The organism is Pseudoalteromonas sp. SiA1, from assembly GCF_018732205.1.
GTDB lineage: Bacteria > Pseudomonadota > Gammaproteobacteria > Enterobacterales > Alteromonadaceae > Pseudoalteromonas > Pseudoalteromonas tetraodonis.
This window is the reverse complement of sequence record NZ_CP076085.1, coordinates 444,716-458,287: the sequence shown is the minus strand read 5'-3', so window position 1 is coordinate 458,287 and position 13,572 is coordinate 444,716. Positions and strand designations below refer to the sequence as shown.

10 protein-coding genes are annotated in these 13,572 nt (G+C 41.4%); 6 read left to right on the top strand and 4 right to left on the bottom strand.

Translation table 11 applies throughout. The features are described from left to right. Window positions 1–52 precede the first annotated feature (52 nt). Entirely contained in the window at window positions 53–559 is a 507-nt protein-coding gene (locus tag KK487_RS17425; RefSeq protein WP_036955306.1) for a TFIIB-type zinc ribbon-containing protein, read from the bottom strand. A gap of 436 nt (window positions 560–995) precedes the next feature. Between KK487_RS17425 and KK487_RS17420 the strand changes: the two genes are divergently transcribed. Further along, window positions 996–2,723: a DUF885 domain-containing protein gene (locus tag KK487_RS17420; protein WP_036955309.1), complete on the top strand. Its 1,728-nt coding sequence runs from the start codon at window positions 996–998 to the stop codon at window positions 2,721–2,723. 131 nt (window positions 2,724–2,854) lie between these two features. Further along, a complete protein-coding gene (locus tag KK487_RS17415) occupies window positions 2,855–4,165 on the top strand; it encodes a DASH family cryptochrome (protein WP_013462922.1) in 1,311 nt (436 codons plus the stop codon). 26 nt (window positions 4,166–4,191) lie between these two features. On the opposite strand, the gene KK487_RS17410 is transcribed toward KK487_RS17415, so the two are convergent. The 3 genes from KK487_RS17410 to KK487_RS17400 form a co-directional block, all read right to left on the bottom strand. After that, window positions 4,192–4,650, bottom strand: coding sequence for a TlpA family protein disulfide reductase (locus tag KK487_RS17410; RefSeq protein ID WP_029609904.1), 459 nt, complete (start codon window positions 4,648–4,650; stop codon window positions 4,192–4,194). A 62-nt stretch (window positions 4,651–4,712) separates the two neighbouring features. Next, window positions 4,713–6,668 carry a hypothetical protein gene (locus KK487_RS17405; protein ID WP_036955313.1) on the bottom strand — a complete coding sequence of 652 codons (1,956 nt, stop codon included), beginning with the start codon at window positions 6,666–6,668 and terminating at the stop codon, window positions 4,713–4,715. 120 nt (window positions 6,669–6,788) lie between these two features. Next, a complete protein-coding gene (locus KK487_RS17400; protein ID WP_028834276.1) occupies window positions 6,789–7,667 on the bottom strand; it encodes a LysR family transcriptional regulator in 879 nt (292 codons plus the stop codon). Between the two features lie 96 nt (window positions 7,668–7,763). Here KK487_RS17400 and KK487_RS17395 point away from each other — a divergent pair, with 96 nt between their 5' ends. Genes KK487_RS17395 through KK487_RS17380 form a run of 4 tightly spaced genes read left to right on the top strand, consistent with a single transcriptional unit; the run spans window position 7,764 to window position 13,572 of the window. Continuing rightward, window positions 7,764–9,332 carry an NADH-quinone oxidoreductase subunit L gene (locus tag KK487_RS17395; RefSeq protein WP_036955316.1) on the top strand — a complete coding sequence of 523 codons (1,569 nt, stop codon included), beginning with the start codon at window positions 7,764–7,766 and terminating at the stop codon, window positions 9,330–9,332. Then, window positions 9,329–11,755 (top strand): DUF2309 domain-containing protein, encoded by a 2,427-nt coding sequence (locus tag KK487_RS17390; RefSeq protein ID WP_036955319.1) that lies wholly within the window; start codon window positions 9,329–9,331, stop codon window positions 11,753–11,755. The genes KK487_RS17395 and KK487_RS17390 overlap by 4 nt, the downstream gene beginning before the upstream one ends. A gap of 3 nt (window positions 11,756–11,758) precedes the next feature. After that, on the top strand, window positions 11,759–12,556 hold the full coding sequence (locus KK487_RS17385) for a DUF6671 family protein (protein ID WP_013462916.1): 798 nt from the start codon (window positions 11,759–11,761) through the stop codon (window positions 12,554–12,556). An 8-nt stretch (window positions 12,557–12,564) separates the two neighbouring features. Then, window positions 12,565–13,572 carry an L-threonylcarbamoyladenylate synthase gene (locus tag KK487_RS17380; RefSeq protein WP_036955322.1) on the top strand — a complete coding sequence of 336 codons (1,008 nt, stop codon included), beginning with the start codon at window positions 12,565–12,567 and terminating at the stop codon, window positions 13,570–13,572.

Sequence of the window (13,572 nt, the reverse complement as noted above, 5' to 3'; positions counted from 1 at the left end):
ATTTTGATTAAGTCAGTTTAATAAAACGGCGTACTTTATAGTACGCCGTTTTTTATGATTCAAAATTAATTAATGCTAATTGCACCAGCCGTTCAACTGTGGTGCCTTGAAGATTTTTAGGCGCTTTAGGGTAATATTTCGATTTTGGCGTTTTAATGGATATGAAACCATGATTTGTAGCCATCTCATTAGCTAATAGCTTACGCTCTTTGGGCGTTAGATGATTTTCGTGTATTTTTTCCAGTTCACCATTATCAAGCCATATTCCTGCACAGCTTGGGCACTCATCTATTTCAACTGCTTTTAGCGGTGAAAAATACCTACGCATCATCACTATGCTTGGGCATTTAGGGCAATTTACTCGCATTGCGACTTCACCCTCACCTTCTGCATAATTACTCAAATACTTAAGTAAAACCTGACCATGTTTTAACTCTGGCGAGCTAAATTTAAAAATTTGGCTGTTATCAAAAAATACGCCGCCTAATGACGATGTATAAACAGTGATTCCGCCAACTAATATAGGCTCCAATGGTGTATTCGTTCGAGGGCACAACATTTTCAAAATCCTTTTTATTTTAATACGTAAAGTTAAATAGTTATTCTAATGCTTTGTGTATCAGGCCAATTAATGGTGGTAGCAATGTAGTATGACCTGCCAATACAAACTCATGTGCATCATCTGACATTTTTTGTCACGTGTGGCGAATAATCCCAATCCATTTTTCTTCATCATAATCAGGTTTTGAACCTGCAAAGCTAAACATGTAAAGCTCAATAAATATATGGGTGTTGGCTATTCACCTGTTCGATTAGCGAAATTGCGATATTAAACATGGCTACTAAAGTATGTTTTGCTTTTTTCATTTTAAACACCAGTAGAACAATAAGCTAGGCTGTTGTTAAAAACCAACGCATTAATTGAGTGAACTTGTTATTATCATAAAATCAGCGCGCATAAGTAATAATTAAAATTTTAAAAAGTGAAATTCAACATGCTAAAAAAAACAATCTTAGCTATTGCCTTAGCAGCCACCTCGCTGCCAAGCTTAGCCGACAGTAACAGCGATTTAAAAACCATTATTGATAACCACTGGCAAAACGCCAAAGCTGAGAAAATATTTTTTAGAACCGATCCAGACGGTTGGAAACCAAACGGCACCCTACCCGATTGGAGCGAGCAAGCCATTGCGAAGCGCCAAGCTTACAACAACAGCGTACTAAAAAACTTAGCCAGCATTGATCCTAAAACGCTCAATAGCGAGCAGTTAATGAACTACCGCTTGTTTAAATATGAGCGAGAAACCGAGCAGCAAAGCTACCTTTACCAAGATAAATACTTTCCGGTTAATTTTTTAAGTGGCTGGCATACTTACTTTGCAGAAGCGCCGGCTAACATGGCCTTTTTAACCGCCGAGGATTACGATGCCTTTTTAGTGAGCCTTGGTGATTACCCGCGCTTTAATCAGCAAAACATTAATTTACTGAAGCAAGGCATTCAAACTGGTTTTACCCACTACTGCGAAACATTTAAAAATTATGGCCAAAGTATTAGCGCCCATATAGTTAAACAACCTGAGAATAGCGCCTTATATGAGCCATTTACTCGTATCCCTAATACATTTAGCGCAGCGCAAAAAGAAACTTACCAAAATAAAGCTAAAGCGTTAATTGCCTCAAAAGTCGTGCCTGCTTACGAGCACTTTTACGACTTTTTTGAAAACGAGTATATGCCACATTGTAGAGCGCAGCCCGGTATTGCAAGCATCAAAGGGGGCCTTGATTATTACAAATATACAGTAAATTATTACACCACAACAAATGCGACCCCCAAGCAAATCCATGAGCTTGGCCTTAAAGAAGTGGCACGCATCAAAGCGCAAATGCAAAGTATTATTGATGAAGTTGGCTTTGATGGCAGCTATAGCGAGTTTTTAGAATTTTTGGCAACCGATGAGCAATTTTACGCAACCGATCCCCAAGACTTGCTCGAAAAAACCGCCTTTATAACCCAAAAAATGTACGGCAAACTCCCTACTTACTTTGGCCACTTACCGCGCAATACTTTTACCATTAAAGGCTCTGCTAGTCGTGGCGCATTTTATATGCCACCGCCAGATAATCGCTCACCGGGGACTTACTTTTTAGCCTCAACTCCAAAACTGCAGCCTTTATATAATTTAGAAGCACTTAGCCTACACGAAGCCATACCTGGGCATCATTTACAAAACGCCATTGCGATGGAGTTAGACGTTCCTGAGTTTAGACGCACACTGAGCCACTCTGCTTTTGGCGAAGGCTGGGCACTTTATACAGAGCGTTTAGGTAAAGAAGCGGGCTTTTACCAAAGCCCATACAGTGACTTTGGCCGTTTAGGCTACGAAATGTGGCGCGCAGTACGCTTAGTGGTTGATACCGGTATTCATGCCTTTGGCTGGAGCCGCCAAAAGGCGATTGATTATTTGGCTGATCATACCGCTTTGCCACAAAGCGCAGTGGAAGATCAAATAGACCGCTATATTTCTTGGCCAGGCCAAGCGCTTTCATACAAAATGGGCGAAATTAAAATACGCGAACTACGTGCCAAAGCAGAAAAACAGCTAGGCGCACAATTTGATATACGCAGCTTCCACGATACCGTTATTGGTCAAGGTTCACTCCCTATGGCGGTACTTGAAGATGTAATTAATGACTGGATAGCACAGCAAAAATCAGCTATTTAAAATAAAGCTAGAACAAATTGAGAGGCGGTATTGTTACCGCCTCTTTTTAAAGCCCTATTAAACACCTCAAAACTAATCCCTACCCGCTTTTGCTTCGTAAAGTTAATGATTTTAAAAACCAGAGCTTAAGTATGAAAAAACGTATTCTGTATTGGCTGCAAAATGATTTGCGCATTGATGACAACCCCATACTCAATGATTTATCACAACAACAATGTGAACTTGATATCGTATTTGTGATCAATCCTGCTTGGTTTAAAAGCAATAACTATCAACAAAAACCCTATGGTGTACATAAACAACGCTTTCTAATGCAAAGCCTATACGAGCTACAGGAGTCTGTTTTAGGGCTTGGCCAAACCTTGCATATTTTAGAAGGCGATCCGGTAAGGGTATTAACACAGCGTATTAATGAGCTTGGCATTGATGAAGTTGTTTATAGCGAGCAAATAGGCGTTTATGAGCAACGCCAAATTACCGCGCTTAAATCGAAATGCGCTACTGTGGTATTTAAATCTGTGATGCAAGATACCTTATATCAACAGCAACAACTGCCCTTTGAACTTGCTGATTTACCAACCGGCTTTACCCCTTTTAGAAAAAAAATCGAAGCCACTGGTATCAGTTTATCCTCAGTGCCGTTCTCAGCAAAAAGACTTCCACCGCCTATTATTTTATGTGCTAAACAGCCTATATCAGAGCCGCCAACAGGAAACCCTTTACTCCAAGGTGGACACAAAGCCGGCCTTGCGCATTGTCTACAGTACTTTTCATCAGCTTTACCAAGCAGCTATAAAATCACCCGTAATGAGCTGGGTGGCTTTGATAACTCGACTAAATTTAGTAGCTGGCTGGCTTTTGGTTGTATTAGTGCCAAGCAAATTTTTTGTGCAGTCGATGCTTATGAAGCGCAGCATGGGGAAAATGAATCAACATACTGGATCAAGTTTGAATTGCTCTGGCGTGAGTATTTTAAGTGGCATGCAATTAATGTGAAGCATCAGTTATTTACTTTTAAAGGTAAAAAACAAAGCTCGCCACTGACCACGTTTAGCCCGAACCGTTTTGCAAAATGGTGCCAAGGCAGTACCCCATTTCCGCTAGTTAACGCTATTATGAAAGAGCTTAACGCAACGGGCTTTATCACTAACCGTTCACGACAAATTGCAGCCAGCTGTTTGGTCAACGAACTACAACTAGACTGGCGCTATGGCGCTGCTTACTTTGAACAACAACTTATTGATTACGATGTAGCCGCTAATTGGGGCAACTGGCAATATATTGCTGGGGTTGGGGTCGATCCGCGCGGTGGGCGACACTTTAATTTGGCAAAACAAACCCAGCAATACGACCCACACGGTGAATATATTGCCAAATGGCAAGGGAATGAGCACTGCGATGCACAGTTAGATGATTTAGACGCCGCCGACTGGCCTGTGTAATAATAAAACCTCGAACATAATACTGGCTATAAGCCCAAGGTCAAATCTTGGGCGAGAGTGCCGCTGGGTTTTTCTACTACGCGGTTAACTTCAACCCCGTTATGCTTAATAATAAAAGTGGGGGTATATTGTAAGTCATGCGCTAGCGCAATACCTGCCTCATCACGTTTGTCATAACCTACAGTAACAAAGGTTATTTTCGAAAGTTCAACCTTAGACTCATCAAGTAACTTTATTAATCGAGGTACTTCGCGAGCACTGTCATGACACCAGCTACCTAAAAGCACTAACAACTCTTTACCTGCTAATTTTTGCATCAATACAACGTCTTGCGGTGTAGGCGAGAATGTTTGGTATTGCTTAGCAAATTTATCGTGCTCGCTTAATAAACGCTTAGCAGTAACAGCGTCTGAGTGTGGTTTGAACGTTGCATTCGCTGCCAGTGGTAGAGTCAAAATAAAGAGTAAAATTAATTGTTTTAACATAACCTTATACTTAAATAGTGTTTTAGCTACTATACCCATAATCGAGCTTAAGTAAATAAAAGTTACTTGCTTTTATCCATAAAATCATCCACTTGCGATAAAACGGCTAAGTACTCACGTTTGGCTTCTTTGTTTTGTTCTAATTTATCTAAGTCACCGATTAACGTTACTAATTGCGTATGTGAATAACTCGATGTTGTTCTAAACTCGTTCGACGCCCCCACACCACTGAGTCGTTTTCTTTCATCCATACTATGACTATCTTCATTTTTCTCGAGCCAAATATCGTTAATAACACGAATATTGCTCTCACTGGTGGTTGTTTCTTTCAATTCCTTTTTTAGCTCGTATTGAGATATTTCGGGATTAAACTGATACACTTTTTTATCTACATCCACCTCATGAGCCTGATCAAGGGCAACCAATTCGTTATTTTTTACAGCGGTACCAATAGTGTAATTTTCTTGTTTGTCATAATAATCAGGGGGGATATCAGAGCGGTTACCTTCTTCATAATTAAAACGCGTGCTCGCCGTTTTATCTTGAGTAACTCCAGTTAACCCTGCTGATTTTTGGTGTTCTGTATTTTGGCTCAGCTTTGTGGTGCTTGTTGCTATGTAATCACCTTGATCCATTGCAAAAGAAAATTTCGCATCAAAATCAGCTAACTTAGAAATCCCATCGCCTAGGGAATTTTTATCACTGCTTCCTAGTCCTTGATAACGTGGATCACGGGTGATCATATTGTCAACTAAATCAGCTACCAGCTCGCGTCCGTTAGTAAACTGCTGTGTAGCAACTGACTCTATTTGACTATAGCGCTCAGCGGCTGATGACATACTACTAAACGCACTTTTAAAAACAGCGAGCCCTTGTTTCATCACTTCATCACTTTTGTGACCAAACGCCGAACGCGTACTTTTCTCTGAGCTATTGAGCTGGCTATCTTCTAAACTTTTATCGAGCGCTTTTATGTATTGCTGCATTTGGCTTTTGTCTTGCGCGCCAATGGTTGACATATCGAGCGAAAAATCAATGTTGTTCTGACCATTTACCGATTCAAACTCGAGTATTTGCTGCTCTGAATCTTCATCAAGGGTATAACTTAAATTAAGCTCATTGTCTTTTCCAAGTAGCGCTCCATCAGCATCGGCAGTATTTCCCTCTGACGTTGAAAAATACAAATCAAAACCCGAAAGCTGTTTATTATCAAAATTGCTTAAAAAGCTTAAATCTAAATCAGTTTGGTTTGCGGGTACATAACGACTGTAAGCGCTTTGTTTAGCTTTAAAAAATTCATCTGCCATTTCGCCTACACCAGAAAATACTTGTGTTAATGCTTGGTGTTCAGCCTCAGATAAGTCGCCATCTACTTCATAACTTACGCTAAATTCGTCAGTGGTTTCGCCTGTTTCCTCATCGTAACCTTGCGCAGAATGAAAAGTGATTTTAATAACATCACCTTCTTTGGTTTTTACCGACAGCTCAAATCCATAGTTATCATCATCCTCATATCGCTCGCGGTTAAAACTTTCCATAAAGGGGTCTAGCGAGCGTTCAACACGCTGCTGACTAGACGCTAAAAACGTTTTTTGATTGAACCCAAGCTGCCCCAAGTTTGATAAAATATCGCTAGTGTTAGCATAAGCGCCCTGAATATTTTTTACCGAGCTGTTTAAACGCTCAATTAACTGATCACTACGTTCATTTTTTAATAGGCCCTCTTGCTGAGAACTTATAACCGTTCGCAGCGCAACCTCTTCACTGGACAGTTTATAATTTGAGCCACTGGGTGCGCTGGAAATCGTGAGTAAAGAGGATAATTGCTGATTAAGTATTTCATCGACTTGTTCGTCACTAAACTGACTGAGCATTTCATCGGTGATTATTGCCGTGCTTGGCGCTAAGTGAGCACGCGATTGCAAACCTGTGGGCATACTGGTTTGGTTTGAATTATTGACTGATTGGGCAAGCAACGCATTTAGGTTAGCATAATTGCCTTGTAGTTTATTAACCATGATTATCCTTAATCTTCAGTACAATATAAATACGGTATCGGCCGACGAATTAAAAGCTTTAATTCTTTTTTTATTATTTAAGCATAAAATATTTTAATAAAAACGGTAGTTTAAAAGTAATTAACACGTTTTGGCGAGCAATGATTTGAGTATATCAGGCACAAATTTGCGCTGTGCGGTAATGGCATAAAAGTGCTCAAATGCATCAGGTAAACGTTGGTATTCAACTAATAGGCCTTGTTCTATTTCATCCTTTACTACAACTGATGGCAATACCGATAGTGCACCACTATCACGAGCAAGTAATCGCAGCATAGCCATATCATCAGCCTCTGCTTTTATTTTTGGCTGATATTGCCAGCGGGCACACAAAGCATTAAATGAGTCTCTAATCGCGGAGGTTTTACTGGGTAGCACCCATTGTGCATCTGTGTAACCGGTAGGAAATTGACCGCGTGTTTTTTTATCTGCAGGGCCCACTATGGCTAATGGCTGACGAGATACCAACTGGCTTTGCCACAGTTGATCGTAGTGCTCAAGTCCGATGGGTTTATTGGTTAAAACTAAATCCAGTTCGTGCTCTGCCAAACCATTTAACAGCCCATCCATACGCCCTGCAGTAAGCGAAAAGCGTACTTCGTCGTTACTCATTAAAGGGTTAATAAATTCCTCGATAAAGTTACGAGAGAGCGTATTAAGCACCCCGATTGATAAATGCTGAGTTTGGGAAATCATCCCTTTATGAATAAAAGACGACAGTTCTTCGCCCTTAGTGAATATATCGTTAGCGTACATTTGCACCCGCTTTCCCATATCGGTTAATGCCAAGGTACGTCCTTTACGTTCAAATAACTCAATATTAATGGTGTGCTCTAGCTGTTTAATTTGAGTGGAGAGCGCTGACTGCGATAAATGCAGCTCTTTAGCGGCTTGGGTTAAGTTACCAATTCGGGCAACAGACCAAAAATAATACAAGTGATGGTAGTTCAAACGGCTCATTATAGTTCTCTTTTATAGAACGTTTATATGCATTATATCTATTTTTATTTAGTTATCTAGTTTGTCATACTCCAATAACTAAATAAGGAGCACTGAATGAGCGAGTATATTATTTCGTTGTTATTACTAATGATGCCATTAAGCACATTTTTAGCAGCGTGGCTAATTGGCCGACAACCTTGTGCCTCAAATGGCAATGTACTGTTTAAAGTGATGCTATTTAATAGTGTTGCATTTATCAGTGCCGTTGCACTTTATCGTATTTATGCCTTTGATTTACTGAGTTTCTTATCGCTCTCAGTGACCCGCGCTATTATGCTAGGACTAATCCTGTTCATAACGCTAATATTAATTCGGTTTTGCAAACACTATATGCAAGGTGAGCCACGTGTAAACTATTTTTGGCGCTGGCTGCTATTAACCGTAACCGCAGTGCTGATTGTAGTTATGAGCAATCACTTAGCGCTATTTTGGCTAGGCTGGGTGGCAATTAGTTTAGCACTGCATAAACTATTAATGTTTTATCCTGAGCGCCCTCGTGCGGTACTCGCCGCTCATAAAAAGTTTATTGTGGCACGCGTAGCTGAATCCTTATTACTCGTCGCATTTATTATTTTATCGGTTACTCACAATAGCCTATACATTAGCGATATCACTACTTTTTATCACACCAACACACTACCGCTATCTTTGGCTGAACAACTCGCAGCCTTTTTAATCGCTTTTGCAGCTTTAATCAAATGTGCTCAGTTGCCTATGCATGGCTGGCTAATCAAAGTGGTTGAGGTGCCTACACCCGTCAGTGCCTTATTGCATGCTGGGGTGATAAATTTAGGTGGCTTTTTATTAATTTTATTTGCGCCTTTGTTTATTCAAGCTGCGGCTGCACAGTGGTTAATTTTAATTATTGCTGGTTTAACTACGGTGATCAGCGCTTTGATAATGACTACCCGAATAAGCGTTAAAGTAAGGCTTGCTTGGTCTACCAGTGCGCAAATGGGATTAATGCTCATAGAATGTGCGCTGGGATTATTTGAACTGGCTCTGCTTCACCTTGTTACTCATTCAACCTATAAAGCCTTTGCATTTTTAAACTCAGGCAACGGTGTAAACGAAGATCTGATTCGCCGCCACATTCCAAAACAATCACCCACGTGCTTTGCTTGGTTAACGGGGGCATTGGTGTCGATTACCCTAGTTGGCGCTGCATGGTTCATTAGCGGCTATCAAGGCGCGGTCAGTGTGTGGCTACTTTTAGCATCGGCTTTAACTATTTTACTGGCCAACCAACATGGCGCTTCTAACGTGCAAACTCGCAGTAAAAAGTTGTTAATTGCACTCTTAGTAGTTTTTAGCTATGTGGTTGCTAAAAATATATTTACTTTAGCACTAGAGCTTGAGCAGTGGCGCGAAGCTGCATTTAGCCTCGCCGATAGCTGGGTAATAGCCCTTATTTTAACGTTAATGATTGCCAGCTACTTTTTACGCTACCAGTCTTGGCGACCACAGGTTAAATCACTTTCCACCCTATTATTTGCAGGTTTGTATTTAGATGAGTGGTTTACGCGGTTAACCCTAAAAATATGGCCGATAAATTTACCTAATAATGGCCACACCGATTTAAAAAATCATGCAGCTGGAATCACCGTTGAGGAATCAAAATGAGCAATCAAACGCATTCAAATCACACGGCATTATCGTTAAGTGACACTGAAAACAACATACTTAATAAAGTATGCGGTTACATAGCACCAAACTGGCCTTTAGATCAGATGATTGCCGTTAACCCATTTTGGGAAATGCGCCACCTGCCTATTGAAGATGTAAGCGCACGCATTGATACCTTATGTAATGCCAATATGCTCATGCCTAAAGACTTTTATCAGCACAAGTACGACAACGGCATAATTACTGATAACCACTTAGCCGATGCAGCCAAGTTACTTAACAGTGACTTTACGCATGAGCAACTCATAAAAACCCTTCACATTGATGTTCCTTTAGTGGATTGGCACAACATTGCAGATTTACTCGACCAGCAGCGCAATAAACATAAAATGGCTTGGCATGATGAAATCACCCATCAATTGAGCCAGTTTTGTGCCGCGCATTATCAGCAGCTTGGCCCTATGCTTCATGGTGATGACACATCATCACAATCACCTTTATATCGCCATTGGTTAACCGTTATTCAAGCGGATAAAGGCATTAGTATTGTAATGGATGAAAAGCATTTAAATGGCTACTTTAAGCGACTGCCCACTTGCGCTGATGAACTGATTGCACTAACACTCTCAACCCTTAATATAGATAACGACTCGTTAGAGTTATATGCTCATTCGCTGCTTTTAGATATTAATGGTTGGGCATCGTGGTTGGCGTATTTGCGATTCCAAGGCCAACTTTACGCTAAACCCAAAGATGATATGAAACAGCTACTGGCCATGCGAATGGCATGGGACTTGGTTATTTGGCAGTATCTGGCAGATCATGATAGTGCTTCATTTAAACAACTACAAAGTCAGTGGCAGCAAGAAAAGTCACTCGTAGTTGAGCGCCTGCATGCACACAAATTAGCACAAAAGCCATTATGGGTGTGGGCAAAAGCACTGGAGCTGAGCTATCAATACCCGCTTAATCATGCACTGCAAAGCGCCACTAAAACACCAGTGAACAACGCTCAATTACAAGCGGTGTTTTGTATTGATGTACGCTCAGAGGTTATTCGCCGCGCGCTTGAATCGCAAAGTAAAAATATAGAAACCTTCGGCTTTGCCGGTTTTTTTGGCTTGCCACTAGAATATCAAGAAAATGGTAGTGCAATTACTCGTCCTCAACTACCAGGGCTACTCAAACCAGCCATACATGCCACACAAACACACAAAGACGCGGCGCTTGAAGCATCTCGTCAAAATAGTGCTACATGGCAAAGTTGGTCAAAATCAGCCCCCTCATCGTTTTCTATGGTTGAATCAGCAGGCTGGCTGTATGCATTTAAATTAATAAAAAATACCTTTTTATCTAAAGGTAAAGCTAAAAAGTGCGCAACCACCGACTGGCAATTAACACAAAACCAGCAACAACTGACACTAAAAGACAAAACCGACTTAGCTCAAAAAGTGCTTAACACCTTAGGAATAAAAGAGTTTGCGCCGCATGTTATGTTGGTAGGTCACGCCAGTCATACAACTAATAACTTGCACAGCGCTGGCCTAGAATGTGGAGCCTGTGGAGGGCAAAGTGGCGAAGTTAATGTACGCGTGCTGGCTAACTTACTAAACGATACCCAAGTGCGCCAAGCGCTTAAAGAGCGAGGGCTAACACTGGCACATAGCACGCAATTTATTGCCGCTATTCATAACACAACCACGGATGTCATCACCGCTTACGATACCGAGCTTAATGACAATCTGAAAAAATGGCTAACTGTTGCCACGCAAACCGCTCAGCAAGAACGCTTAGTAAATATCGACCCGCAGTTAGTTAATAAAACCGCGGATGAAATTAACCATGCTTATCATCAGCGTGCCCGCGATTGGTCGCAAGTACGCCCAGAATGGGGGCTTGCTAATAACGCCGCCTTTATTGTTGCACCACGAACATGGACTCGCAGTGTTAACTTACAAGGACGCTGTTTTTTACATGATTATGAATGGGAAAACGATAACGAATTTGCGGTATTAGAACTGATCATGACCGCACCCATGATAGTAACCCATTGGATCAATAGTCAATATAATGCCTCGGTTACCGACAACCATAAATACGGCAGTGGTAATAAAATACTCCACAATGCAGTCGGCGGTAATATTGGATTATTTGAAGGTAATGGCGGTGACCTTCGTATTGGCTTAGCCATGCAGTCACTGCACAATGGGGAAAAATGGATGCACGAACCAATTCGCCTTAATGTATATATTGCTGCGCCGCAATCGGCAATCGCGGCAATTTATAACAAACATGTCATGGTAAAGGAGCTGATTGATAACCATTGGCTCACTCTCATTCGCTGGGGCGATGATAATACCCTAGAGCAGTTCGAAAATGGACATTTCTCAACTATTTCAGCCTCTAATGAGCCAATATAAGCTATGCCAAAGATAGTCATTGCCACGAAACATAAAAAGGCGCCTTTAGTAGCTCCCGCTTTGGAGCCACTTGGTTTTGAGGTATTCACTACTGATTTATTTGATACCGATACACTTGGGATGTTTAGTCACGAAGTACAACGTCATTGTAGTGCCAACACAGCGGCACTGACAAAAGCTCAGCGCGCATGTGAACTCACAGGCGAGCAATTTGGGCTTGGCAGTGAAGGCAGTTTTGGGGGTGGGCCGTATCCGGGTTTAATGAACTGGGACGAAGAAGTTATTTGTTTTTATGATAAACACAATAACAATGCTATTTATGGATACGCTGGTGGGCCATTTTCGCCGAGCAGCTTAAGCATTAGCAGTGAAACCAGTGCTGAATCAATCACTACTGCATGTCAGCGCTATGAAAACCAGCATTGGATACTTGACGACACCCAAACGCTTCATAAAGGGCTTAGCATAGAAGCGCTTATTGCTTTGTATACAGAAAAAACGCCAAGCACAGGTACAATCACGCCTGATCTGAGGGCCATGTATAGCCCGCAACGCCAAGTAATTATTAGCCGAGCTGCAGAAGATCTTGCAAGGCGGTTATCATCAACATGCCCACAGTGCCAAAACCCTAACTTTGTTGCTAAACAGGTCACAAAAGGCTTGCCCTGTGAGCTATGTAATATGCCAACAGAACAAATGAAATCAACTACTTCAGTATGTGATAGTTGCGGCTTTAGCCACATTGAAACGAATAAAAAACGCGTTGCTGATGCAACATATTGCCAGTTTTGTAATCCTTAAGAGTTATTATGACATCATTACAACCCACTCAATTTTTGAATACTGAAGAGCGTATTAACCAAGCCGTGGCACTATTAAAAGCGGGCGAATGCGTTGCCTTACCCACAGAAACTGTGTACGGCCTTGCTGCCGATGCGAGCAATAGTGATGCTGTAGCAAAAATATTTGCCGCTAAAGGGCGCCCAACAAACCACCCATTAATTGTGCATATTCCTGAACTATCACATGTGCACTACTGGGCAAAAAATGTAAATAAGGCAGCGATTACACTTGCTGAAGCCTTTTGGCCAGGCCCGCTCACACTTATTTTAAATGCAAAAGATAATTTAAATAGCCCTGTAACAGGTGGCTTGAATAGCATTGGTTTACGCGTACCAGCACATCCGCAATTTTTAGCCGTTTTAAAACAATTAAATACTGGGCTTGCAGCTCCCTCAGCTAATCGCTACAAACAACTAAGCCCAATAAACACAGCCCATGTTATGCGCGATTTAAATGGCCGAATTAGCGCGGTATTAGAGGGCGGTCAATGTGATGTGGGTATTGAATCAACGATTGTTGATGCCACCACTGAGCAGCTTCGCATTTTACGCCCAGGACCTATATCCGCTGCAGATATTTTGCAAAAAACCGGACTGAATGTCACTACACCGCTTTCACATAATGAGGCAGTGCCTGGCAATGTAAAGGCGCATTATCAGCCCCATGCTCCTGCAATACTTATTAATAGCGCAGACTTTCAAAGTGTTTTGAGTAACACTCCCCATTTGCAAACACATTATTTAATCTATTCAACCAAGGCAGAGCAACAGTTATTAGCTAATCACATTTCGCCTCAGTACATTACTAAGCTCAGTGCTTGCCCTGTTGAGTATGCTAAAAACATGTATAAAACGCTGCATAATATCGATGAGACAACACCGATGAATATTTATATCGAAAAGCCGCCAGTAAGCAGTAAGTGGGGGGCTGTGAATGACCGCCTTAGCCGTGCCACCACAGTATTTGCAGGATAA